This window comes from Aeromonas sp. 1HA1 (assembly GCF_029237385.1).
Taxonomy (GTDB): domain Bacteria; phylum Pseudomonadota; class Gammaproteobacteria; order Enterobacterales; family Aeromonadaceae; genus Aeromonas; species Aeromonas popoffii.
The window spans coordinates 43,001-68,399 of sequence record NZ_JAACGC010000006.1 but is presented as its reverse complement, the minus strand read 5'-3'; the positions used below and the strand labels follow the sequence as shown (position 1 = coordinate 68,399).

General features: G+C 61.0%; 18 protein-coding genes and 1 pseudogene. 13 read left to right on the top strand and 6 right to left on the bottom strand.

Translation table 11 applies throughout. The annotated features are described in order from the left end of the window. Positions 1 to 30: 30 nt before the first annotated feature. The 12 genes from pepB (GWQ22_RS03545) (at position 31) to GWQ22_RS03490 (ending at position 12,618) form a co-directional block, all read left to right on the top strand. Entirely contained in the window at positions 31 to 1,335 is a 1,305-nt protein-coding gene (pepB, locus tag GWQ22_RS03545) for an aminopeptidase PepB (RefSeq protein ID WP_275929473.1), read from the top strand. Next, complete coding sequence (gene pepB, locus GWQ22_RS03540; RefSeq protein WP_275929472.1) at positions 1,332 to 2,615, top strand: aminopeptidase PepB; 1,284 nt, start codon at positions 1,332 to 1,334, stop codon at positions 2,613 to 2,615. Before pepB (GWQ22_RS03545) ends, pepB (GWQ22_RS03540) begins: the two co-directional genes overlap by 4 nt. A 283-nt stretch (positions 2,616 to 2,898) precedes the next feature. Further along, complete coding sequence (gene ndk, locus GWQ22_RS03535; protein ID WP_042034402.1) at positions 2,899 to 3,327, top strand: nucleoside-diphosphate kinase; 429 nt, start codon at positions 2,899 to 2,901, stop codon at positions 3,325 to 3,327. A gap of 166 nt (positions 3,328 to 3,493) precedes the next feature. Continuing rightward, positions 3,494 to 4,597, top strand: coding sequence for a bifunctional tRNA (adenosine(37)-C2)-methyltransferase TrmG/ribosomal RNA large subunit methyltransferase RlmN (locus GWQ22_RS03530; RefSeq protein ID WP_042034400.1), 1,104 nt, complete (start codon positions 3,494 to 3,496; stop codon positions 4,595 to 4,597). Between the two features lie 12 nt (positions 4,598 to 4,609). Beyond that, complete coding sequence (gene tapF / locus GWQ22_RS03525) at positions 4,610 to 5,401, top strand: PilW family type IVa pilus biogenesis/stability lipoprotein TapF (RefSeq protein WP_157013240.1); 792 nt, start codon at positions 4,610 to 4,612, stop codon at positions 5,399 to 5,401. Beyond that, positions 5,391 to 6,335: a cytoskeleton protein RodZ gene (gene rodZ / locus GWQ22_RS03520; protein ID WP_275929471.1), complete on the top strand. Its 945-nt coding sequence runs from the start codon at positions 5,391 to 5,393 to the stop codon at positions 6,333 to 6,335. Before tapF ends, rodZ begins: the two co-directional genes overlap by 11 nt. A 10-nt stretch (positions 6,336 to 6,345) precedes the next feature. Then, positions 6,346 to 7,461: a flavodoxin-dependent (E)-4-hydroxy-3-methylbut-2-enyl-diphosphate synthase gene (gene ispG, locus GWQ22_RS03515; protein ID WP_042034644.1), complete on the top strand. Its 1,116-nt coding sequence runs from the start codon at positions 6,346 to 6,348 to the stop codon at positions 7,459 to 7,461. A 139-nt stretch (positions 7,462 to 7,600) separates the two neighbouring features. Next, the gene (gene hisS, locus GWQ22_RS03510; protein ID WP_275929470.1) at positions 7,601 to 8,878 is read left to right on the top strand and encodes a histidine--tRNA ligase; all 1,278 of its coding nucleotides are present in this window, start codon (positions 7,601 to 7,603) and stop codon (positions 8,876 to 8,878) included. Positions 8,879 to 8,881: 3 nt separating this feature from the next. After that, a complete protein-coding gene (locus GWQ22_RS03505; protein ID WP_042034395.1) occupies positions 8,882 to 9,532 on the top strand; it encodes a tetratricopeptide repeat protein in 651 nt (216 codons plus the stop codon). Beyond that, on the top strand, positions 9,525 to 10,709 hold the full coding sequence (bamB, locus tag GWQ22_RS03500) for an outer membrane protein assembly factor BamB (protein ID WP_275929469.1): 1,185 nt from the start codon (positions 9,525 to 9,527) through the stop codon (positions 10,707 to 10,709). The genes GWQ22_RS03505 and bamB overlap by 8 nt, the downstream gene beginning before the upstream one ends. Positions 10,710 to 10,783: 74 nt before the next feature. Further along, positions 10,784 to 12,280 (top strand): ribosome biogenesis GTPase Der, encoded by a 1,497-nt coding sequence (gene der, locus GWQ22_RS03495; protein ID WP_275929468.1) that lies wholly within the window; start codon positions 10,784 to 10,786, stop codon positions 12,278 to 12,280. A gap of 104 nt (positions 12,281 to 12,384) precedes the next feature. Further along, positions 12,385 to 12,618 carry a zinc ribbon domain-containing protein gene (locus GWQ22_RS03490; protein WP_108535818.1) on the top strand — a complete coding sequence of 78 codons (234 nt, stop codon included), beginning with the start codon at positions 12,385 to 12,387 and terminating at the stop codon, positions 12,616 to 12,618. A gap of 353 nt (positions 12,619 to 12,971) precedes the next feature. On the opposite strand, the gene mltF is transcribed toward GWQ22_RS03490, so the two are convergent. Beyond that, the gene (gene mltF / locus GWQ22_RS03485; protein WP_275929467.1) at positions 12,972 to 14,462 is read right to left on the bottom strand and encodes a membrane-bound lytic murein transglycosylase MltF; all 1,491 of its coding nucleotides are present in this window, start codon (positions 14,460 to 14,462) and stop codon (positions 12,972 to 12,974) included. A gap of 149 nt (positions 14,463 to 14,611) precedes the next feature. Between mltF and purL the strand changes: the two genes are divergently transcribed. Further along, positions 14,612 to 18,523 carry a phosphoribosylformylglycinamidine synthase gene (gene purL, locus GWQ22_RS03480; protein ID WP_275929466.1) on the top strand — a complete coding sequence of 1,304 codons (3,912 nt, stop codon included), beginning with the start codon at positions 14,612 to 14,614 and terminating at the stop codon, positions 18,521 to 18,523. Positions 18,524 to 18,761: 238 nt separating this feature from the next. Here purL and GWQ22_RS03475 read toward each other — a convergent pair whose 3' ends face one another. The 5 genes and pseudogenes from GWQ22_RS03475 to nuoM form a co-directional block, all read right to left on the bottom strand. Continuing rightward, positions 18,762 to 20,303 carry an HD domain-containing phosphohydrolase gene (locus GWQ22_RS03475; RefSeq protein ID WP_275929465.1) on the bottom strand — a complete coding sequence of 514 codons (1,542 nt, stop codon included), beginning with the start codon at positions 20,301 to 20,303 and terminating at the stop codon, positions 18,762 to 18,764. Positions 20,304 to 20,321: 18 nt separating this feature from the next. Next, positions 20,322 to 21,755, bottom strand: a complete 1,434-nt coding sequence (locus GWQ22_RS03470) for an HD domain-containing phosphohydrolase (RefSeq protein WP_275929464.1) — start codon at positions 21,753 to 21,755, stop codon at positions 20,322 to 20,324. Further along, positions 21,752 to 21,979, bottom strand: a pseudogene (locus GWQ22_RS21850) (hypothetical protein); the annotation flags it as partial. The pseudogene GWQ22_RS21850 and the gene GWQ22_RS03470, both read right to left, overlap by 4 nt. A gap of 328 nt (positions 21,980 to 22,307) precedes the next feature. Further along, positions 22,308 to 23,771 carry an NADH-quinone oxidoreductase subunit NuoN gene (gene nuoN / locus GWQ22_RS03460; RefSeq protein WP_275929462.1) on the bottom strand — a complete coding sequence of 488 codons (1,464 nt, stop codon included), beginning with the start codon at positions 23,769 to 23,771 and terminating at the stop codon, positions 22,308 to 22,310. Positions 23,772 to 23,832: 61 nt separating this feature from the next. Then, entirely contained in the window at positions 23,833 to 25,353 is a 1,521-nt protein-coding gene (gene nuoM / locus GWQ22_RS03455) for an NADH-quinone oxidoreductase subunit M (RefSeq protein ID WP_042034383.1), read from the bottom strand. Positions 25,354 to 25,399 lie beyond the last annotated feature (46 nt).

Genomic DNA, 25,399 nt, shown 5'->3' with positions numbered 1-25,399 from the left:
CAAGTGCCAATAAAAAGGAAGCAAGAGAAGATGGCTGACATGATGAAGGTAGTGTTGTCCACCCAGGCCGCTGCCGCCCATTGGGGCGAAGGCGCCCTGCTCAGTTTCAACGATGACCAGGTGCTGATCCATCTGGACCTTGCCCGCCAGGAGCAGGATGCACTGCGTGCCATCCAGCGTGCTGGCCGTCGACTCGAGTCGACCGGTATCAAGCGGGTCAAGCTGGCCGGTGAAGCCTGGGTTCTGGAGCGCCGCTACGCCTTCGCCCAGGGCTTCTATGCCGCCAAGGGAGTGCGTGAGCTGGACTTCGGTGAGCAGAGTGCTTCTGATGCCCGCGAGCTGGATGCGCTGATCAAGGCGAGCCGCTGGGTGCGCGAGGTGACCAACGGTTGTCCGGAAGATATTTATCCCATGAGCCTGGCGGAGTCATCCCTGCTGCTCATTCGTGGTCTGGCCGGGGATGAGGTGACTGCCCGTATCACGGCTGGCGAGGCGCTGCGTGAGGCGGGTCATATCGGGATCTGGTCGGTGGGCCGTGGCAGCGAGCGCGAACCCGTGCTGCTGGAGCTGGACTACAATCCGACCGGGGATCGCAATGCCCCCGTGGTGGCTGCCCTGGTGGGCAAGGGCATCACCTTCGACTCAGGTGGCTACTCCATGAAGTCCTCTGACAACATGCTGCCGATGAAGTCCGATATGGGCGGCGCCGCCATGGTGACCGGCGCCCTGGCGCTCGCCATCAGTCGCGGCCTCAAGCACAGGGTCAAGCTCATCCTCTGCTGCGCCGAAAACCTGGTCTCCGGCCACGCCTTCAAGCTGGGTGACATCCTCACCTACAAGAACGGCATCTCGGTCGAGATCCAGAATACCGATGCCGAAGGGCGTCTGGTGCTGGCCGACGGCCTGATGGCGGCCTCCGACAGTGGCGCGGCCTATATTCTCGATGCGGCTACCCTGACCGGCGCCGCCAAGACGGCGCTGGGTCGCGACTACAACGCCGTTTTTGCCCTCGATGAGACCGAGCAGCAGCGTGCCCTGGCTGCCGCCAGGGTCGAGCACGAGAAGGCCTGGGCCCTGCCGCTGGAGCCCTGGCATGTGGGCCAGCTCACCTCCGCCTTTGCCGATCTGGGCAATGTGGCTTCCGCCGAAGGCACGGCCGGTGCCACCACGGCGGCTGCGTTTTTGTCCCGCTTCGTGCGCGATGAGGGCAAGGGGTGGGTACACCTGGATCTGGCCGCGGCTTATCAAAAATCTGGCAACGATCTCTGGGCGACCGGTGCCAAGGGCCACGGTCTGCGCACGATCGCTCGCTGGCTGCAGGAGGTGACGATATGAACGTCTGGTTAAACCGTGAGTTCGCGCCAGCCGAGTGGGGGGAGGGAGCACTGCTCTCTCACCGTGCCAATGGCATGGTGATCCATCTGGTCACCGCCACGCCACTGCTCGATATCCAGCAGGCAGCGCGTCGCCTGTGCAGTCAGGGGATCCAGAAGGTGGCGCTGGCCGGTCATTGGGAGCGCGAGCAGCAGTGGGCCTTCGCCCAGGGGTTGCAAACTCCCAAGGCCGAAGTCGAGCTGCAGTGGGCCACCTCGTCGGAAGAGGACAGGGAAGAGCTGGAGGCACGCTGGTTGTGCGGGCGCTGGGTACGCGAGATGACCAATGCGACCCCGGAACAGCTGGGGCCGCTGGATCTGGCGGTGGAGGCGGCGGCCTTCATTACCGAGCTGGCGCCGGACAGGATCAGTCATCGCATCCTGAAAGGAGAGGCGTTGCAACAGGCTGGCTGGGTCGGCCTCTATCAGGTTGGCCGTGGCAGCGAGCGTGAGCCCGTGCTGCTGGAGCTGGACTACAACCCGACCGGGGATCGTAACGCCCTGGTGGCGGCGGCCCTGGTGGGCAAGGGCATCACCTTCGACTCCGGTGGCTACTCCATGAAAACCTCCCAGGGCATGCTCACCATGAAGCATGACATGGGGGGGGCGGCCATAGTGACCGGTGCCCTGGCGCTGGCCATACTGCGCGGCCTCGACAAGCGGGTGAAGCTCATCCTCTGCTGCGCCGAGAATCTGGTCTCTGGCCACGCCTACAAGCTGGGTGACATCCTCACCTACAAGAACGGCACTACGGTGGAAATCGTCAACACGGATGCAGAGGGGCGCCTGGTGCTGGCCGACGGCCTGCAACTGGCTAGCGACAGCGGGGCGCCGCTCATCATAGATGCAGCCACCCTGACGGGCGCCGCCGTGATGGCGCTGGGGGGGCGTTACAACGCCCTGTTTGGACTGGACAAGGGACTGGTGAGTCGTGCCATGGCTTACGCCGATGCCGAGCAGGAGCCCGCCTGGCCGCTGCCGCTGGAGCCCTGGCACCGCCAGCAGTGCCCGTCTCACTATGCCGACACGGCCAACAGCCGCCCTGTGCCGGGCGGTGGCCCGGGCGGCGCTTCCAACGCGGCGGGCTTCCTCTCTCGCTTCGTCGGCAATGAAGGACGGGGTTGGTTGCACGTCGATCTGGCCGCCTGTTTCAGCGAGAACGGTGACAGCCTGTGGGCGCCGGGCGCCAACACCCTTGGCATGCGCACCATAGCGCATACCCTGCTGGCGGAAGCGCGCTGAGCAGAATGACAATCGTCAAGGAAGGGCACCTGAGGGTGCCCTTTTCAACTGTGCTGGATTAGTGAGCAATAGGCTGGGTTTTAGAGGCTTAACAGGGCTATCGTGCACAAGCGCACATTTTTTCCTGCTGCACTGGGTCAAGATGAGTGGTGATGTTGTTTTGAGGACGCTTTTGTTTAATAAAAAGTTGCTTTTTTGTGTGTTGTTTCGGTTTTTGTTTACGTATAATCGCCGCCGAACATGGATTCTAACAATAAAACTCTGTAGTTAAGGAAAGATCTCAATGGCCATCGAACGTACCTTCTCTATCGTGAAACCGGATGCTGTCAGCAAAAACCTGATCGGTGCCATCTACAACCGCTTCGAGAGCGCTGGCCTGAAGGTCATCGCCGCCAAGATGCTGCACATGAGCAGCGAGCAAGCCGCCGGTTTCTACGCAGAACACCAGGGCAAGCCTTTCTATGATGCACTGGTCAGCTTTATGACCTCGGGCCCTGTGATGGTACAGGTGCTGGAAGGGGAAGAGGCCATCCGCCGTCACCGTGAAATCATGGGGGCGACCAACCCGAAAGAGGCCCAGGCCGGTACCCTGCGTGCCTGCTACGCCGAGAGCATCGACCGCAACGCGGTGCATGGTTCCGACGCCCCGGCCTCTGCCGCCCGTGAAATTGCCTACTTCTTCTCCGACAACGAGATCTGCCCGCGCCGCTGATCTTGTCCTGAGATGATCAAGGGAGCCTCGGCTCCCTTTTGTTTTTTGGCCTTTTGGTCAATATCCCCTTATTCTCCGGGTAGAAAGCCAGACCCATTATTTGTACAATGCCGCCCCCTGACATCGTCAGCCAATAATTTATGTAGTTTGTGGACTGAGGCCTTTGATGAGCGAAATAAAAACCAACCTGCTGGATCTTGATCGGGATGCCATGCGTGCCTTCTTCGTCGAACTGGGCGAGAAGCCATTCCGGGCAGATCAGATCATGAAGTGGATCTATCACTTCGGTTGTGATGATTTCGATCAGATGAACAACGTCAACAAGGTACTGCGCGAGCGCCTGAAGGCGATCGCCGAGATCCGCGCGCCGGAAGTGAGCCGTGAACAGCGTTCCGCGGATGGCACCATCAAGTGGGCGTTGCAGGTCGGCGGTCAGGAAGTGGAAACCGTCTACATCCCGGAAGAAGACCGAGCCACCCTGTGCGTCTCCTCCCAGGTCGGTTGCGCGCTGGCGTGCAAGTTTTGCTCCACCGCCCAGCAGGGTTTTAACCGCAATCTGAAAGTGTCCGAGATCATCGGCCAGGTGTGGCGCGCCGCCAAGATAGTCGGTGGCAAGCGCCCCATCACTAACGTAGTAATGATGGGCATGGGCGAGCCGCTGCTCAACCTCGCCAATGTGGTGCCTGCCATGCGCCTGATGATGGATGACTTCGGCTACGGTATCTCCAAGCGCCGCGTGACCATCTCCACCTCGGGTGTGGTGCCAGCGCTGGATATCCTTGGTGATCAAATTGACGTGGCCCTGGCCATCTCCTTGCATGCGCCGAACGACAAGCTGCGCTCCGAGATCATGCCGATCAACGACAAGTACAACATCGAGGACTTCCTCGCTGGAGTGCGCCGTTATCTGGCCAAGTCCAATGCCAATGGCGGCCGTGTGACGGTGGAGTATGTGCTGCTCGATCATATCAATGACGACATGCAGCATGCCCACGAGCTGGCCAAGGTGCTCAAAGACACCCCGAGCAAGATCAACCTGATCCCGTTCAACCCCTTCCCGGGCAACCCCTATGGCAAGCCGAGCAACAGCCGCATCGACCGTTTCTCCAAGGTGTTGATGGAATATGGCTTCACCGTCATCGTCCGCAAGACCCGTGGTGACGACATAGATGCCGCCTGCGGTCAGCTGGTGGGGGAGGTGATAGATCGCACCAAACGCACCATGAAAAATCGGATGCAACAGGATGGGATTTCCGTCAAAATGGTTTAAATAGCTAAGCCATTGTATAGTCAGGGAATGGATACACGTACATTGATCGTAGTGGCAGCGCTCTGCGCGCTGCCAGGCTGTGTTACCGAGACCACTTACGCGGGCCAAAATTCGACCCAGCGTGAAGTGGGTCCCGACCTCAAGGCTGCTGCCCAGACTCGTCTGGACTTAGGCATTCAATATCTTCGACAGGGCAATGCCGAGCAGGCCAAGTTCAACCTTGATCGCGCCCTTCAGTACGACCCCGACAACCCTCAGGTCTATATCGGCTTCGCTTACTTCTACCAGCAGGTAGAGGATTACAACGCGGCCGAGGAGAGCTACAAGAAAGCTCTCGCCATGGATCCGTCCAATGCTGACGCAATGAACAACTATGGTGCCTTCCTGTGCAACCGTGGTCGCTTCGACGAGGCGGAGAAGGCCTTCCTGCAGGCGATCAGCCAACCCAATTACATCAAGATTGCTGATACCTATGAAAATGCGGCACTTTGCGCCGCGCAAAATCGTAGAAATGATAAAGCAAGCGAGTACTATCGCTTGGCCTTGGGGTATAATCCCCGCAATCCAAGGTTATTGCTGGACATGGCTGAGCTTTCCATGAAAGATGACAAGCTGCCAGATGTGCAGGCCTATCTCGCTCGTTTCGCCGATGCGTCAGACGAGAACGAGAGCAGTCTCTGGTTGAGATTGCGGCTGGCTCAGGCCATGGACAAACCGGCACTCCTTCACCAATTCGGCACTGAGCTGGTAAGGCAATATCCCTCTTCGCAACAAGCCAAGCGTTACTTAGCCAATGACTACTGAACAGCCACACGATTTTCAAGACGACTCTCAGGTAGCAGGCCCAGGCCAGCTGCTGCGCAACGCCCGTGAACAGCTTGGCTGGACACGAGAACAGGTTGCGTCCCGCATTCACCTTCGTCTGACCCTGATTGCTGCGATCGAATCAGATACGTATGACAAGCACACTTCCCATACCTTTATCCGGGGCTACCTGCGTACCTACGCCAAGCTGGTCGGCATCCCGGATGAAACCATCCTGGCCGCCTACGACAAGCTGGGGCTGACCCCTCCCGACAACATCGATATGCAGAGCTTCTCCCGTCGCTCGCGCCAGCAGGCCAACGACAGTCGGCTAAAGGTGGTGACCTGGCTGGTGATCTTGGTGCTGATCGCGCTCTCCGTCGCCTGGTGGTGGCAGAGCACGGCGCGCCGCTCCGCCGGTGACGAGGCCCTGGCGGCCACTGAAATGAGCGCTACCATCGTGGTGCCCTCTGCCGAGGCGTCGCCAGAGATTGTTAACCCTGTTCTCATTGAGGGGGCGGTGCAATCACCGGTTGCAGTCGACGCTAGCGTGGCTGCACCGATCTCCGCGGCGACCGGCACCGAGGCTGCGGTCTATGCTCCCGTAGCTGATGCCGCCGTGGCGACTGTGGCCGCTGCGGGTGTGTCGACGCTGGCGGTAGCAGACGATGCGACGACGGATCCCGCCAAGGCACCTCAGCTCAAGATGAGTTTCACCGCCGACTGCTGGCTGGACGTCAAGGATGCCAAGGGCAAGACACTGTTCAGCGGCCTGAAAAAGGCAAATGATCAACTGGTATTGGAAGGACCCGAGCCGCTCAAGCTCATCATTGGCGCGCCCATGGCGGTCAATATGGAATATCAGGGCAAGTCCATCGACATGAGCCGTTACAACAACGGCCGGACTGCTCGCCTCTCACTGCCGCAGGAGTAATCTGTCCGCCATGTCCGCTCACGAATCTCCCATCATTCGTCGTAAATCCAGGCAGATCATGGTCGGTAACGTACCGGTTGGGGGCGACGCACCCATCACGGTCCAGACCATGACCAACACCAAGACCACGGACGTAGCCGCCACCGTCGAGCAGATCCGGCGGATCGAACGGGTTGGCGCCGACATAGTCCGGGTCTCGGTACCCACCATGGAAGCGGCGGAAGCCTTCAAGCTCATCAAGCAGCAGACCCGTATCCCCATCGTTGCCGACATCCACTTCGACTACCGCATCGCGCTCAAAGTGGCCGAGTATGGCGCCGACTGCCTGCGCATCAACCCGGGCAACATAGGCAACGAAGAGCGGGTACGTGCCGTGGTCGATTGCGCGCGCCACTACAACATTCCAATCCGCATCGGCGTCAACGGCGGTTCTCTTGAGAAAGACATTCAGGAGAAGTACGGTGAGCCGACCCCGCAGGCGCTGCTTGAGTCGGCCATGCGCCACGTGGATTACCTGGATCGCTTCAACTTCGACAACTTCAAGGTGAGCGTCAAGGCGTCAGACGTCTTCCTGGCCATCGGGGCCTATCGCCTGCTGGCCAAACAGATCGAGCAGCCGCTGCACCTTGGCATCACGGAAGCGGGCGGTTTTCGCGCTGGCGCAGTGAAATCCGCTGTCGGGCTTGGCATGCTGCTGGCCGATGGCATAGGCGATACCATTCGTATCTCGCTGGCGGCGGATCCGGTGGAAGAGATCAAGGTAGGCTTTGATATCCTCAAATCCCTGCGCATCCGTTCCCGCGGCATCAACTTCATTGCCTGTCCTTCCTGTTCTCGTCAGGAGTTCGACGTGATCGGTACCGTCAACGCCCTGGAAGAGCGGCTGGAAGACATCATCACCCCCATGGATGTCTCCATCATCGGCTGTGTGGTTAACGGGCCGGGCGAGGCGCTGGTCTCCGATCTGGGGCTGGCGGGGGCCGCCAACAAGAGCGCCTTCTACGAGGGCGGTCAGCGGGTCGACCGGCTGGACAACAAGGATCTCATCCCGATCTTGGAGCGCCGCATTCGCGCCCGGGCGGCCATGCTGGATCCGGCCAACCAGATCCTGGTGGACGAGGGTTGAGCCAGTGCGGGGCCACCTAGGGTGGCCCCGTCTTTAGGTTGCTGATTTTAAATCCCGCATTGGAACGCCCCGATTTTACCTCAGGGTCGAAAATCCCTATAATGCGGCCAAATTTCACGTCTTTTTCTCGAGTATCAACGTGGCAAAACAGATCCAAGCTATTCGCGGTATGAACGATTGCCTGCCGGAGCAGAGCCCGGTATGGCAGAAAGTAGAACAGATACTGCGCCAAGTGGTCGCCAGCTATGGCTACAGCGAAGTGCGCATGCCGATCGTCGAGCAGACTCATCTGTTCAAGCGTGCCATCGGTGAAGTGACCGACGTGGTTGAAAAAGAGATGTACAGCTTCGAAGACCGCAACGGCGACAGCCTGAGCCTGCGTCCGGAAGGGACCGCCAGCTGCGTCCGTGCCGGTATCGAGCACGGTCTTCTCTATAACCAGGAACGCCGTATGTGGTACATGGGTCCCATGTTCCGCCACGAGCGTCCCCAGAAGGGCCGTTACCGCCAGTTCCACCAGTTCGGGGTCGAGCTGTTTGGCATCAAGGGGCCAGATATTGACGCCGAACTCATCATGCTGACCCACCGCCTGTGGCGTCTGTTCGGCATCAGCGGTCATGTCACCCTGCAGCTCAACACCCTGGGTCAGAGTGCCGAGCGCGCCGCCTATCGCGATGCCCTGGTGGCCTACCTTGAGCAGTACAAGGATCAGCTGGACGAAGAGAGCCAGCGCCGCATGTACAGCAACCCGCTGCGGGTGCTCGACTCCAAGGATGCCAAGGTACAGGCCATTCTGGTGAATGCCCCGCGTCTGTTCGATCACCTGGGTGAAGAGAGCCTGGCTCACTTCGAAGGGCTCAAACGCCTGCTCACCGCCGCTGGCATCCAGTTCGAAGTGAACGAGCGTCTGGTGCGCGGCCTTGACTATTACAACCTCACCGTGTTCGAGTGGGTCACCACCAGCCTGGGTGCTCAGGGCACCGTCTGTGCCGGTGGCCGTTACGACGGCCTGGTGGAGCAGCTTGGCGGTCAAGCGACCCCGGCCGTGGGCTTTGCCATGGGCATGGAGCGTCTGGTGCTGATGCTGGAGACTCTCGAGCTCAACGGCGATATCCGTCCTGCGGTGGATGTCTATCTGGCCATGGTGGGCGAGGGGACCGAGCAGGCTGGTTTCGCGCTTGCCGAGCGGCTGCGTGATGCCCTGCCTGACTTGCGCCTGATGAGCCACTGCGGTGGCGGCAACTTCAAGAAACAACTCAAGCGTGCCGACAAGTGCGGTGCGGCCATTGCCCTGATCCTTGGTGAAACCGAGGTGCAAAACGGGGAGATCACCATCAAATATCTGCGTGGCCAGGCCGAGCAACAGACCGTCACGGTCGACGCCGCCATTGCCCTGCTGGCAGCCAAAGGAGAGTAAGCAGTGGAAGTTTATACCACCGAAGAACAACAGGTTGAGGTCATCAAGAGCTGGTGGAAAGAGAACGGAACCTCGGTGCTCGCAGGAACTGTTATCGGTCTGGTTGGGCTCTTTGGCTGGCGTTATTACAACGAGCGTCAGCAGACCAACCAGGAAGCCGCTTCCCAGGCCTACAACGAGATCTCGGCCCAGCTGGCCAAAGGGGATGCCGCCGCCTTCGAACAGGTGCAAAGCTTCATCAGTGCCCACCAGGGTGATGCTTACGCCGAGCTGGCCGCCCTGCAACTGGCTGCGGCTGCCGTCAAGGCAAACAAGCTGGATCTGGCTGTCGAGCAGCTGACCCTGGTGGCGAACAGTGGTGATGAGAGCATTCGTCCCATCGCTGGCCTGCGTCTGGCCCGGGTCTTAAATGATCTGGGCAAGGCCGATGAGGCCCTGGCCCAGCTTGGCAAGATCAACAATGACGCCTTCAAGGCCCAAGTGGCGGAAGTGCGTGGCGACATCCTGCTCAAACAGGGCAAGGCCGAAGAGGCGCGCGATGCCTATCAGGCGGCGGCCGATGCCGGCGGCCTGCAGGGTAGTGGCGAGCTCAAGCTGAAGATGGACGATCTGGCGCTGCCAGCCGTGACCACGGGTGGAGCTCCGGATGCGTAATCTGTTCAAGATGATGGTGTTGGGGGCAGCAGTCTCCTTCGCCCTGCAGGGGTGCTCCCTGTTCAGCTCCGAAGAAGATCTCAATCCGATGGCACCTTTGCCCGTGGTTGAATCTGCCTTCACTGCCAACATCGTCTGGTCCTCTTCCGTCGGGAATGGCATAGGTGACTTCTACTCCCAGCTCAAACCTGTGGTGGAAGAGGATCGCATCTTTGCCGCGGCCCGCGATGGCACTGTGAGTGCCTTCGATCGCGCCAGCGGCAAGGTGCTGTGGCGTGTGGACTTGGCTGACTTGCCCATCAACGCCGACAAGCGCAGCGCCCGTCTCTCCGGCGGTCTGGTCTCTCGCTACGGCAAGCTGTTCCTCGGCTCCGAGAACGGGGTGGTTTACGCCCTGAACGCAGAGAACGGGGAAGTACTGTGGCAGACCTCGGTGCCGGGTGAAGTGGTGGCAAGCCCTGTCGTCGAAGATGGTCGTGTGGTGGTGCTGACCACCTCGGGTCGCCTGGTGGCGCTCGATACCGATGAAGGCAAGTTGCAGTGGACCCTGGCGGAAGAGCAGCCGCCGCTGACACTGCGCAGTGCCGGTGCCCCGGTCATTACCAATGGCGCGGTGATTTATGGTCGTGCCGATGGCAAGGTTGGCATTGCACTGCTGAGCAACGGTCAGCCGGTTCGTCAATCCAAGGTGGCTGATCCCCGTGGTGCCACTGAGCTTGACCGCATGGTCGACGTCGATGCCAGCCCGCTGATCGCCGGCGATGAGCTCTATGCCATTGCCTACAATGGTCAGCTGATGGCACGCAAGCTGATGACGGGTGACGAGGTGTGGAAGCGCAAGTACTCCGGCTACCGCGACATGGCGGTGACCGGCAATGCCATCGTGCTGACCGACAGCCGCAGCCATCTGTTTGCCGTTGACAGACGCAACGGGCTTGAGCTGTGGTCCAATACCCAGCTGGAAAACCGAACCGTGACTGCCCCTGTCATCTTGGGTGACTATGTGGTGGTCGGCGATGTGGAAGGTTACCTGTATTGGCTGGATCGTACCGACGGTACCATCAAGGCCGTGCAGCAGCTCGACAGCAGTGGTCTCTACGCCGCCCCCTTGGTGGACGGTGACACCCTGTATGTGCAGAGCCGTGGCGGTAAGTTGTACGCAATTTCGCGTCCCTGATCGCCCGTCAATGTGAATATCCGGCTCCTGGTCTTCGGACCCGGAGCCTTTGTCGTCTTGAGAATGAGGCTTTTATGACTCCTGTAGTAGCCCTGGTGGGCCGCCCCAACGTGGGGAAATCCACCCTGTTTAACCGCTTGATCCGTACCCGGGATGCCCTGGTGGCCGACTTCCCCGGTTTGACCCGGGACCGTAAATACGGTCAGGCGAAGTTGGGCGAGCTGGAATTTATCGTGGTGGATACCGGTGGTATCGATGGCACCGAAGAGGGGATCGAGCTGAAGATGGCCGAACAGTCCCTGCTGGCCATCGAAGAAGCCGATGTGGTGCTGTTCATGGTGGATGCCCGTGCCGGTCTGACTGCGGCGGATCAGGCCATCGCCGAGCACCTGCGCAAGACCCACAAGACGGTGTTTCTGGTGGCCAACAAGACCGATGGCATCGACGGTGACTCCGCCGTGTCCGAGTTCTACGGTCTGGCGCTGGGGGAGGTCTATCAGATTGCCGCCGCCCACGGCCGTGGCGTGCTGAGCCTGTTGGAGCTGGCGCTGGCCCCCCACCTGGAAACCCTGGTCGATGCCGCTGCCGAAGAAGATGCGCAGGATGAAGAAGAGGACTTCGACGAAGAAGCCCTGCTGCGCATGGTAGCCGCCGGTGATCTCGATACCAGGGAAGATACCAAGGAGACCCCGTTCGCCGACTTGCCCATCAAGTTCGCCATCGTCGGTCGCCCCAACGTCGGCAAATCGACCCTGACCAACCGCATGCTGGGTGAAGACCGCGTCATCGTCTATGACATGCCGGGGACCACCCGTGACTCCGTCTATGTTCCGATGGAACGTGACGAGCAGAAGTACGTCATCATCGATACCGCCGGTGTGCGTCGTCGTGGCAAGGTGCACGAGACGGTGGAGAAGTTCTCCGTCATCAAGACGCTCAAGGCTATTGAAGATGCGAACGTCTGCCTGCTGGTGATCGATGCCCAGGAGACCATCACGGATCAGGATTTGAGCATCCTCGGCTTCGTGCTTCACTCAGGCCGATCAGTGGTGCTGGTGGTGAACAAGTGGGATGGCCTGGATCAGAAGGTGAAAGAGGACGTCAAGAACGAGCTGGACAGACGCCTGGGCTTCATCGATTTTGCCCGTGTCCACTTCATCTCTGCTCTGCACGGCAGCGGCGTCGGCCACCTGTTTGAATCCATCCAGGAGGCGTACCAGTCCGCCACCCGCCGTACCAGCACCGCCATGCTGACCCGCATCATGCAGATGGCTCAGGAAGATCACCAGCCGCCCATGGTGAACGGTCGCCGCGTCAAGCTGAAGTATGCCCACGCCGGTGGTTACAACCCGCCCCGTATCGTGATCCACGGCAACCAGTTGAACGACCTGCCGGATTCGTACAAGCGATATCTCATCAACTACTTCCGCAAGTCGCTCAAGATCATGGGCTCCCCGATCCGGGTCGAGTTCCAGGAGTCGGCCAACCCGTTTGAGGGGCGGAAGAACACCATGACCCTGAGCCAGGAGCGTCAACGCAAGCGCCTGCTCAAGGCCAAAACCAAGAAATAAGGCCCAGCGGCTGCCCTCACCGGCAGCCGTTTTTTCTGGGTAAGAGGCGAGGGGGATCTGCTGTGGGGTGGCCCACAGCACATTCACTTTGAGAGGCGTCGAGTATGAGCACCCTGATATGCCCGGCCTGCAGCGCCGAGCTGGACAGCCGCAGCCCCGAGATCCGCTGTGGTCAGTGTCAGGCCCGTTATCGCATCCGGGCCTTGTGTCCGACCTGCCAGCAAGAGCTGGAGCGGCTCAAGGCCTGCGGCGCTGTGGATTACTTCTGTAACCACTGCAACAGCCTGGTGTCGAAGCGCACGGTGATCTTTGAGGCGACCCCGGCAGGGCAGGCGTGAGGCAATAAAAAACCCGGCAAATGCCGGGTTTATGCTGTGTGTTCTGCTATCAGCAAGGTGTAGGAGCGGTTTCTGCGCCATATCTTGCGTTTGATGTCATTGAGCTTGAGTTTACGTCTGGGGCTCCAGGCGCACTTTGCTTTTCTGACCAGTGTGGTTCTTCTGCGAGCTCGCATCTTGGTCTCCTCCCATTGGATGGCCATCCCGGCCTTGATGAATGGAGCCCATCTGAAAATGCGGTCATCCAGCTGGCAAGCTGATGAAATCAGTCGATAAAAACAGTTTCGGACAGGCCCCGGCACATCCGGATGGTAACAGAGAACCGACCCGTAAAACAAACTGGTCAACAGGCTTCAACGCAGGGTGATCTGTTTGACCACTTCGGCGATGACGGTGGGGCGTTCGGCACTCTGTGGCTCGCTGCTGTCGTCGTCATCCAGCTCCTCGCGGCGGTGGGCCTTCTGCTGCTCGTTGTCGAGCCAGAGCAGGCTCTGGTAATACTGGCGCACGTTGTTGACGTAGTTGCGCGCCTCGCCGCCCCGGGCATAGCCGTAGCGTGCCTTGCGGTGCCAGCGCGCCTGCTGCAGCAGGGGCAGTACCTCCTTCACGTCGCTCCAGGCGTCGGGGTTCTTGCCGAGCTCCTTGGTCAGACGGCGGGCATCCATCATGTGGCCGTAGCCGATGTTGTAGGCGGTGAGGGCAAACCACACCTTCTCGTCATCGGGCACGGAGGCGGGCACCTTCTCCATCATCTGTTGCAGATAGCGGGCACCGCCCTTGATGCTCTCCTCCGGGTGCAGCCGGTTGTTGACCCCCATCGCCTTGGCGGTGGGCTCGGTCAGCATCATCATGCCGCGCACGCCTGTGTAGGAGCGCGCTTCAGGATCCCAGTGGGACTCCTGATAGCTGATGGCGGCCAGCAGGCGCCAATCCACCACGCTGGCGTGAGTCTTGAACAGATCCTGATACTTGGGCAGCAGGCTTTTGGCCCGCTGCAGGAAGGTGCGGGTGTCGACGAAGTCGAAGTTCTGCACATGGCCGAAGTACTTCTCGTCCAGCTTGGCGATGGCGCCATCCATGAAGCGCTGACCGAAGAAGTCGATGATGCTGGCGTAGAGGCTGTCATCGGGCAGCTTGGTCATGGCCCAGGCCACGGTCTGGTTTTTGGAGAGGGTCAGCCCCTCGGTGAGCTCGGGGTAGTAGCGCTGGGTACGGGCCAGCACCGTATCTTGCACCACTGTGTAATCAATCTTGCCGTCGGCCACCTGCTTGAGCAGCTCTTCCACGTCTGCGTCCCGGTTGGTACTCCACGTCAGATTGGGGTGCTGTTTGCTGAGCTCCTTGAGCAGGTCTTCACCGGTGGAGCCGGCAGGCACCACAATGGAGCCCTTGAGATCCCCTAACTCCTTGGGTTTGGGGGAGCCGTTGCGATAGACCAGCTTGGGGGAGACCTGATAAAAGCCAGGGCCGAAGCGAAACAGGGCACGCCGCTCCGGGGTCACGACGATGGCGGCGGCGGCGAGATCCAGCTTGCCCTTCTTGAGCAGCTCGACCAGTTCGGCGGTGGAGTAGACAGGGACTATGGTGAGCTCGACGCCCAACCAGTCGGCATAGCTTTTCGCCAGCTCGTAATCGAAGCCCTGGGCGGTCTCGTCACGCTGGTAATAGGAGGTGGGGCCATAGATGGTGCCAACCCGGATCTCGCCTCGTTGGCGGATCTGTTCCAGCTGGCTGGAAGGGGTGTAGAAGTTACAACCGACCAGGGTCAGCAGCAACATCAGCCCGATAAGCAGTCGAAAAATGCAGCGCAAGTAGCGGAGTACCCTTGTTGAAAAAATCAGCATTTGTCAAAAAAGAGGGACCTTTATACCAGAGAGTGTGCACCGAGTCACACTCGGTAAATCAAGAAAAACGTTTGTCCGGCGTCGGCCTGATCCCTATAATATGCGCGTCTCAATTCCCCCCCACTTTAACACTTGGTGAGAAAGGTCATATGGATATCTTGCGTGGTGCCCCAGCACTGTCTGATTTTCGTGTCCAAAAACTGCTGCAACACTTCGCACAGATGAGAGAGGAGAACGGAGTAGAGATAGAGGATGTCTATGCCGAATATGTGCACTTTGCCGAGCTCTCGAGCCCGCTGTCACCGCCCGAGCGAGCGACATTGGGCCAGCTCCTGCGCTACGGCCCGACCATCCCCGAACACACCCCCAGCGGTCAGCTGTTTCTCGTTACCCCCCGCCCCGGCACTATCTCCCCCTGGTCTTCCAAAGCAACCGACATCGCTCACAACTGCGGCTTGAATCAGGTCAAGCGGCTGGAGCGTGGTATTGCCTATTACCTGACCATCAAGGGGCAGGGTGAGCTGAGCGCCGCCCAACGCAGCGCCATTGCCGCCGTGTTGCATGATCGGATGATGGAAGTGGTGTTTGCCGACATGGACGCTGCGAGCGCCCTGTTTGCTCACCACGAGCCGCGCCCCTTCACCCAGGTGGATGTGCTGGCCGGTGGCCGTAGTGCCTTGGCCTCGGCCAACGTGGCGCTGGGTCTGGCGCTGGCCGATGACGAAATCGACTATCTGGTGGAGAACTTCACCCGCCTGGGTCGCAACCCCAACGACATCGAGCTCTACATGTTTGCCCAGGCAAACTCCGAGCACTGTCGTCACAAGATCTTCAACGCCGACTGGACCATAGACGGCGAGCTGCAGCCCAAGTCGCTGTTCAAGATGATCAAGAACACCTTCGAGCAGACGCCGGATCATGTCCTCTCTGCCTATAAAGACAACGCCGCCGTGATGGAAGGCAGCCAGGGTGGTCGCTTCTTCCCGAGCCCCGCCAGTGGTGAGTACCAGTATCATCAGGAGCGCGTCGACATCCTGATGAAGGTGGAGACCCACAACCACCCGACCGCTATCTCCCCCTTCCCGGGGGCAGCCACCGGCTCCGGCGGCGAGATCCGTGACGAAGGTGCAACCGGCCGTGGGGCCAAGCCCAAGGCGGGTCTGGTGGGCTTCACTGTTTCCAACCTGCGCATTCCCGGTTTCGAGCAGCCCTGGGAGCAGGATTTCGGCAAACCAAGCCGTATCGTCAGCGCCTTTGACATCATGCAGGAGGGGCCGCTGGGCGGCGCCGCCTTTAACAATGAGTTCGGTCGTCCGGCCATTCTCGGCTACTTCCGCACCTTCGAAGAGGAAGTGCCAAGCCACAACGGCGTCGAGGTGCGTGGCTATCACAAGCCCATCATGCTGGCGGGCGGCATGGGCAACATCCGCAGCGAACACGTTCAGAAAGGGGAGATCCCGGTCGGGGCCGCCCTGATAGTGTTGGGCGGCCCGGCCATGAACATCGGCCTGGGCGGCGGCGCAGCCTCCTCCATGGCCTCCGGCCAGTCTGCCGAAGATCTCGACTTTGCCTCGGTGCAGCGCGACAACCCCGAGATGGAGCGCCGCTGCCAGGAGGTGATCGACCGCTGCTGGCAGCTGGGGGATGAGAACCCCATCGTCTTCATCCATGACGTGGGGGCCGGTGGCCTCTCCAACGCCATGCCGGAGCTGGTCAACGACGGTGAGCGCGGTGGTCGTTTTGATTTGCGCGCTATCCAGAGTGACGAGCCGGGCATGAGCCCGCTGGAGATCTGGTGTAACGAGTCCCAGGAGCGTTATGTGTTGGCGGTGGCCCAGAACAAGCTGCCCCTGTTCAAGGCGCTGTGCGAGCGTGAGCGCGCGCCCTATGCGGTTATCGGCACTGCTACCGAAGAGAAACATCTGACGCTGTCGGATGCGCATTTTGACAACCAGCCCATCGACCTGCCGCTGGACGTGTTGCTGGGCAAGGCGCCCAAGATGCACCGCGACGTGGTGACCCTGCCTGCCCAAGGCAAAGCGCTCCAGCTCGATGGCATCACCCTGAGTGATGCGGCCGAGCGGGTACTGCGCCTGCCGACCGTGGCGGAGAAATCCTTCCTCATCACCATCGGCGATCGCAGCGTGACCGGTCTGGTTAACCGCGACCAGATGGTTGGCCCCTGGCAGATCCCGGTGGCCGATTGCGCTGTCACCGCCGCCACCTACGACAGCTATCACGGCGAAGCCATGTCGATGGGCGAGCGCACCCCGGTTGCGCTGCTCTCCCACGCCGCCTCTGCCCGCATGGCGGTGGCCGAAGCGCTCACCAACCTGGCACCGGCCCACATTGGATCGCTCAAGCGGGTCAAGCTTTCCGCCAACTGGATGTCCGCAGCCGGTCATCCGGGTGAGGATGCTGGCCTCTATGAGGCGGTCAAGGCGGTGGGCGAGGAGCTCTGCCCGGCCCTTGGCATCACCATTCCGGTCGGCAAGGACTCCATGTCCATGAAGACCCGCTGGCAGCAGGATGGCAAGGAGCACAGCGTCACCTCGCCGCTCTCCCTGCTCATCACCGCCTTTGCCCGGGTTGAGGATGTGCGCAGCACGGTCACCCCGCAGCTGCGTACCGATCTCGGTGAGACCGACCTTATCCTCATCGACCTTGGCAACGGCAAGCAGCGTCTCGGTGCCTCTGCCCTGGCGCAGGTTTATCGCCAGCTGGGCGACAAGGCGCCGGATCTCGACAATCCGGTGCAGCTGAAGGGCTTCTTCAACGCCATTCAGGCGCTGGTGGCCGATCGTAAACTGATCGCCTATCACGACCGCTCCGACGGCGGCCTGTTCGTCACCCTGACCGAGATGGCCTTTGCCGGTCACTGCGGCCTCGATATCCAGCTCGATCGCATCGGTGGCGAACTGTTGCCGGCGCTGTTCAACGAGGAGCTGGGTGCTGTCATTCAGGTGCGCCGTGACGACAAAGAGGCTGTGATGACCCTGCTGGCCGGTCACGGTCTGGCGGCCTGCTCCCACGTGCTGGGCACAGTGCGCGAGGGGGATCTCATCACCCTCACGCGTGCAGGTCAGGAGGTCTATCGCGCCAGCCGCACTGCGCTTCGCACCCTCTGGGGCGAGACCAGCTGGCAGATGCAGCGTCTGCGGGACAACCCGGCGTGCGCCGATCAGGAACATGCGGCCCGTCAGGACGCCACCGATCCGGGTCTGCAGGCCAAGCTCAGCTACAACCTGTCTGAGGATGTGGCTGCGCCCTATATCGCCCGTGGTGTCTCCCCCCGTTTGGCTGTGCTGCGCGAGCAGGGGGTCAACTCCCACGTGGAGATGGCGGCGGCGTTTGATCGTGCCGGCTTTGCCGCAGTGGATGTCCACATGAGTGACATTCTCTCCGGCCGCATCAAGCTGGAGGAGTTCCAGACCCTGGTGGCCTGTGGCGGTTTTTCCTACGGCGATGTGCTGGGGGCGGGGGAAGGCTGGGCCAAGTCCATCCTGTTCAACGACAACGCCCGCGAGCAGTTCCAGCGCTTCTTCGAGCGTGGTGACACCCTCTCCTTGGGTGTGTGTAACGGTTGCCAGATGATGTCCAACCTGCGCACCCTGATCCCGGGGGCCGATCTGTGGCCGCGCTTTGTGCGCAACCGCTCCGAGCGCTTCGAAGCACGCTTCAGTCTGGTGGCGGTGCAGGAGTCTCCCTCCGCCTTCTTCGCCGGCATGGCGGGTTCCGTGATGCCCATTGCCGTCTCCCATGGGGAAGGGCGGGTGGAGGTGCGCGATGCCGCTCACCTGAGCGCGTTGCAGGCCAGCGGTCTGGTAGGACTGCGGTTTGTCGATAACCGCGGCAGCGTGACCGAGCAGTATCCGGCCAACCCGAATGGCTCACCGAACGGTATCACCGCGGTGACCACGCAAGATGGTCGCGCCACCATCATGATGCCGCACCCTGAGCGGGTGTTCCGCACCGTGGCCAACTCCTGGCACCCGGACAACTGGGGCGAGGATGGTGCCTGGATGCGGATGTTCCGCAACGCCCGGGTGCAACTGGGTTAATCCCGCAGCGCAATCTGCAGTAATCAAAAACCGGCCAGCTGGCCGGTTTTTGTCTCTCTGTTTACTGCTAGGCTGCGTTCCTAACGTGGTTGAAAAACGTTCTCCTCATGCTATGGGGCCCCATCCTTCCTGAAATACCGCATCTATTCACGTCACCACCACCTTGATAGGCCTCTTTAGAAGCCCTTTTTATGGCCTGCCATTGCCGCGCCTGAAATTTGAACACCTTGAGCACAACCTAGCCGTTGCCCAGCTCGTGGGGGATGAAATCGCCCCGATCCAGAATGCGCAGGCAGGCATCCACCACCGCCTCGTCCAGTTGGGCTCCCCGCATCTGTATGATGTGAGCCCTGGCCTGGGGAATGCCGAGGGCGGCACGGTAGGGACGATCCGAAGACATGGACTCGACAATGTCGGCCACGGTGAGAATGCGCGCCTCCAGCAAGATCTGATCCCCCTCGAGACCCTCGGGATAGCCGGAGCCGTCGAGATACTCATGATGCTGGTGGATCATCTGGGCGATGGGCCAGGGGAAGGCGATGTCCTTGAGGACCTGGTAACCGGCAGTCGGGTGCTCCTTGACCAGATTGAACTCCTGGGGTGTCAGCTTGCCCGGTTTGGTGAGGATGTCGACCGGTACCTGGATCTTGCCGATGTCGTGCACCATGGCCCCCAGATAGAGGCCGCGAAGCTGCTTGTCGCCCAGTACCAGCTCGCGGCCTATGGCCATGGCCAGCGTGGCGACGTGTTTCTGGTGACCTGCGGTGTAGGGATCGCGCTGCTCCAGTACGGCGGCGATGGCACCCAGGGCATCCTCCAGCGCGAGCTCCAGTTGACGGGCATACAGCACCTTGTCCCGCTGCGCGGCGAGATAGGCCTGTTGAGTGCCACGGGCTTGCAGGCCATAGGCCAGGTAATCGGCCAGTTGGCTGAAGAGTCGCACCTCTTCCCCGGTGAAGACCCTGGCGTGCGGGCTGTGGATGAGCAGAGCGCCCCGCACGGTGGAATTCCATTGTAGCGGGAGCAGCAGGCGGGCCCGCAAGGTGGCCGAATGATGGACAACCTCGCTCGCCAATGCTTCGTTGCGTGGCTCGCCATCGCAGATGGTCTGACGCAAGGCCGGATCCCGGGTGAGCCAGTGGTCGTTGGTAAACCAGGTGGCGTTGCCCGCCTGCGCCAGTATCTGCAGTGCATCCTGATCCACGGCCTCCTGCAGCACAGTCACGAGGGGAAAACGGCCATCAAAGGTGATGGCGTCACAGATCTCCTGCAGCAGCACCTGCTCATCCCCCTGCCTGAGCATGGCATGGTGGGCGCGGCCAATGGCCTCCAGCGTCCAGGTATATTGCAGCAACTGCTCCTGCTGCTGTTTCTGCTCCGTGATGTCATCGAAAAAGACCCCGACACCGATCACCTCGCCCAGCTCATCGCGCAGGGGGAACTTGGTGGTGCTGAGCCAGCGAGCCTCGCCGTCCTTGAGGTAGGGCTCTTCGTGCTGGTGCGTTGTGCCGTTGGTCATGACCCTGAGATCGTCATCCCGATAGCGTTGGGCCAGCTCGGCCGGGAAAAAGTCGGCATCACACTTACCGATGATCTGGGCAGGCTCCAGGGCGAGATCATCGGCCAGCAGTCGGTTGCAGGCAGTGAAGATGGAGCGGGTATCCTTGAGCAGGACACGGTAGGGCAGCTGATCCATCACCTGAGCGCAGAGGGGGCCGGCGGGCAACGGCAGCTGGGCGCCGAGCTGACGGCGGGACGAGGTATCCGGTCTTGAAGTCATTTGTGCTCCTGCGGCAGATCAGGGGGTAGTGAAACGATAGCCTGCTTGCCACACGCAGAGGCAGGCATTCACCACCTGCTCGTCATAGTGGATGCCGGCATAGCGCGTCAGCTGGGCGAAGGCATCGGTCAGCGACATGGCGCGGCGGAAGGGGCGGTGCGCCGTCATGGCGGCCAGCGAGTCGGCCACCCGGATGATGCGCGCCTCCAGGCAGATGGCATCACTCTGCAGGCCTTGCGGGTAGCCGCTGCCATCCATGTTTTCGTGATGCTGCAGCACTATGGTGGCGATGGGCCAGGGGAAGTCTATCTGTTGGAGGATGTCACAGCCGGCCTGAGGGTGTAGCTTGATCAGTTCAAACTCCACCGGCCTGAGCTCACGGGGGCGGGTGAGGATGTCGGCCGGGATCTGCAGCAGGCCTATGTTGTGGACCATGGCCGCGAGACCGAGTCCATCCAGCCGATCCTGTGGCAGCTGCAGGTGCTGACCAATGGCCAGTGCGAGATCGTGTACGCGCTTTTCATGTCCAGCCGTACCGGGATCCTTGTGGGCAATGGCGGAGGAGAGCGCCGCTATGGTTTGAAACAGCAAGGTGCGCTGATGCTGTTCGCTCTCCCTGATATGGGTGATATCGACCAGTGCCCCTATGATGCCGGCCACCTTGCCCTGATGGTCGTAGAAGAGATCCTTGAAGTTGAGCACCTGATAACGATGGCCACTGCGATCGATCAGGCTGTGTTCGAAAGATTGCGGCTGCTTGCTGCGCAGCACCTCCAGGTCCTGCTGGGTGTACTCGTCCGCCATCTCGGGCGGCAGAATATCATCCACACGCTTCCCCAGCAGCTCTGCCCTGCGGATACCGGTTATCTGGGTAAAAGTCGGGTTGCAACCGATGAAGCGTCCCTCGACGTCCTGGTAGCACACGGGAATGGGGATCGCCTTGAGCAGGGATTCGTTGACGTGCTGCATATCCACCCGCTCTGCTTGTTGACGTAGGGCCAGTTGCTCGCTGTCCCGGCACAGCTGGATCGCGCGTGCCAGGTTGCCGAGGATGGGGCTGAACAGATGGCACAGCTGTTCAGCCCCATCCTCGGTTCTCGGGGAGAGCAGCAGCATGAGATAGCCCCCCTCTATCCGCAAGCGGTAGGCAAAGGGATAGGGACGGGAGCCGGGCAGGGGAATGGCGCCGTGCAGGGAGAACTGCTCGCCGTCACTGACCCAGGCGGGCAGCGCCAGTGGTTGCCCGTGCTGCTGGATCAGCTGCTCGTCCCCGATGGCCTTGACGATCATGTACTCCCCCTGTGGCAGCTGCTGCAGCACCAGCCCAACCGGGCAGGCACAATGAAACAGAAAGCGTTGCAGCACCTGGGTCAACAGGGCATCCCGGGTCACCTCGCGGCCGATGCAGAGGGCAAGATCGCAGACGATGGCCATGGCATGGTCGTTGTTCATGACGGCCTTGCTCCGTTACAGAGAATGGCGCCGTTGTGGAAGAGAGAATAATCCCCTGCCCGCAAGCTACCCATCTCGCTGAGTGAGAGTGCGCCAGCCAGTTCGTGGGCGTCGCCCTAGGTAAACAGCGCGTTCAGCTCGCGCTGCTGGCCAAAGCGCTGCTGACGGCCGGTGCAGTCATCGCGCTCCAGTGTGTCGACCGGGCCGTGCTGGCTCTCTTGCTGCCGCCCGGCGACACGACCGATATCCTGTTCGGCCAGCAGCCAATCAAGTCGACCTCCTCGAGAGGGGAGCGGCGCATCAGCCAGCGGGCGGGCATCAAAGAGGCAAAAGGAGGGCAGCGTCATAACACCAAGTTCCATTCCTGTATTTCATGAATATATCAGTAAGGGTCGGGGGGATGATACTCAGCTGTGACCTGTGATGTGACATAAGCGGTTAGAAAGACGCATAAAAAGTGAGCTTGCCGCCTTGCGGCTGTGAGCTTGCTCAACCAGCAATAAAAAACCGGCCACCCGGGCCGGTTGTGTGTTGCTGGCAGCGGCGCGACTTTTAGCGCAGTACCACGTTTTGAAAGCCCTGTACCAGGCTGATGACCGGCTGGGGGTAGATGCCCAGTGCCACCACTATGATGGCGGAGAGCAGCACCACCATGCCGCCCGAGGAGACGGCCCAGTCGGCCTTGGCATCGCGCAGCTGCATGCCGGGTTCCAGCAGATAGAGGGTGACCATGACGCGCAGGTAGTAATAGAGACCCATGGCGCTGCCCAGCACGATGGCACCACAGAGCCACCACAGCTTGGCATCGACCGTTACCCCGATCAGATAGAACTTGCCGATGAAGCCCAGCGTCATGGGGATACCCGCGAGCGACAACATCATCACCGTCATGACGGCGGTCAGGTAGGGGCGGTGCCAGAACAGACCACGGTAGCTGTGCAGGGAGTCCGCATCCTTGCCGCGATAGGGGCTGGACATCATGCTGATGACGCCAAAGGCCCCCAGGTTGGTGAACAGGTACATCAGCAGGTAGACGCCGGCCGCTTCCACTGGCATCTGGCCGAGGCGGCTGGCGACGATCACCGCCAGCAGATAACCGAAGTGGGCGATGGAGGAGTAACCCATCATCCGCTTGATGTTGGTCTGCAGCAGGGCCAACAGGTTGCCGATGACGATGGAGATGACCGCCATGGCGGCCAGCAGCCAGTGGATCATGGGATCCGCCGCGGCAGGCACCGCCAGATAGAAACGCAGCAGCACGCAGAACACGGCTATCTTGCTGACGGTGGCCAGAAAGGTGGCCACCGGTGCCGGGGCGCCTTCGTATACGTCAGGTGTCCAGAGGTGGAAGGGGGCCAGGGAGAGCTTGAAGGCAAATCCCACCAGCATCAGCCCCAGACCGCCCATCAGCAGCGGTTGGTGAGCCGGGGTGGTCGCCAGGGTCAGGCCGAGATCGCTGAAGCTCAGGCTGCCCGCCTGGGCGTAGAGCAGCGCCATGCCAAACAGCAGGAAGGCGGTGGCGGTGGCGGAGAGCACCATGTACTTGATGCTGGCCTCCAGCGAATGGCGCTCGCGGTAGGCGTAGCCCACCAGACCGAACATGGGCAGGGTCAGCATCTCGATCCCGATGAACAGGGAGGCGAGATGGCGGGAGCCTGCCAGCACCAGGCCGCCAGCGGTGGCGATCAGCAGCAGCAGATAGAACTCTTCCCGGTTGTCCGGATAGCCCTTGAGCCAGGAGCGACCGAAGGTGCAGGTGGCCAGGGCGCCGATGAGAACCAGCCCCATGTAGAAGACGGCGTAGCCGTCAATCTGCAGCAGAGGGGTGACCCCCTGATCACCCTGCGCCATCACGATGGGCAGGGAGAAGAGCGCCAGGTTGAGGCCCGTGATGGTGACGACGAAGGCGGTGTCGTCACAGCGTCGCCAGGCGATGGCCAGCATCAGGGCCAGCATGGCCCCCGTTGTCAGCAACAGGGGCAACAGGGCCAGCAGTTGAGAAGCGGTGAATGTCATTGCAGTGCTCCTGTAAGGGACAAGTAAGGCAACAGGGCCAGCGGTCGGGAAACAGTCAGGTTCATTGCAATGCTCCTGCGGACGGCAGTGCGTACCAGTGCAGCACGCTCATCAGACTGCTGCCTGCGGTATCGAGTACCGGCTGGGGATAGACACCGAGCAGCACCAGCAGGCCAGCTATGGTCATCATCATCACCAGCTCGCGGCGATCCAGACCCTTGAGCACTTTCTCGTCCTTGGGCGCACCGAAGCAGACCCGCTGCAGCATGATGAGGGAGTAAACGGATGCCAGTACCAGACCGAAGGTGGCGATGACGGTGATGATGGGGGCAACCTGGAAGCTGCCGATGAGGATCAGGAACTCGCCGACAAAGTTACCTGTGCCCGGCATGCCAAGGGAGGCCACCGAGAAGAACAGCATGACGCCGGGCAGGTAGCGCAACCGGCCCCACAGGCCGCCCATCAGACGCAGATCACGGGTGTGCAGCCGCTCGTAGAGCTGACCGCACAGGATGAACAGACCGGCGGCGGAGAGGCCGTGGGCAATCATCTGCACCACAGCGCCCTGCAGCGCCAGCTCGCTGCCCGAGTAGATGGCGATCATCACGAAGCCCATGTGGGAGATGCTGGTGTAGGCCACCAGGCGTTTGATGTCGGTCTGGGCGAACGCCACTATGGCGCCGTAAACGATGCCGACCAGACCCAGCAGCATGGCGTAGGGGGCAAACTCGGCGGAGGCTTCCGGGAACAGTGGCAGCGCGAAACGCAGCAGACCGTAGGCGGCGGTTTTCAGCAAAATACCGGCGAGGTCCACCGAGCCTGCGGTCGGCGCCTGACTGTGGGCATCCGGCAGCCAGCCGTGTAGCGGCACCAGCGGCATCTTGACCGCGAAGGCGATGAAGAAGCCCAGCATCAGCAACCACTGGACGCCCTTGCTCATCGGGGTGTTGAGCAAGTCCTGATAGTTAAAGGTGAAGACGCCGGTGGCGGCATGATGGGTCAGCACCAGACCCAGAATGGCGACCAGCATGATGAGGCCGCTGACCTGGGTGTAGATGAAGAACTTGGTGGCTGCGTTGATCCTGGACTTGCCGTCGGTGACCGAGTGGCCCCACAGCGCGATCAGGAAGTACATGGGGACCAGCATCATTTCCCAGAAGAAGAAGAACAGGAACAGATCCAGCGCCATGAAGACGCCGAGCACCCCCCCCAGGATCCACAGCAGGTTCAGGTGGAAGAAGCCGATGCGCTGTACGATTTCCTTCCAGGAACAGAGGATGGCCAGCACGCCGATGAAGCAGGTGAGCATTACCATCAGCAGGGAGAGGCCATCCACCGCCAGGTGCAGGGAGATGCCGAAGCGGGGGATCCAGGGCAACTGCAGTTCGGCAGCCCAGGCGGACACGCCCGTCTGGGTTGCAAGGGAAAAGTCACCGCTCCACCAGATGGCGCCGGAGAGCAGCAGGCAGGCGCTCATGGACAGCAGTGCGACCCAGCGCACGAAGTATTCACCGAAGCGCTCCGTCTGCCAGCAGAGCAGACCGCCGATGAAGGGTATTAACAAGATCCAGAGTAAGGTCACGATATCAGCTCTCGTCTATGTTCTAGTCACTGTGCAGGCCCGTGGG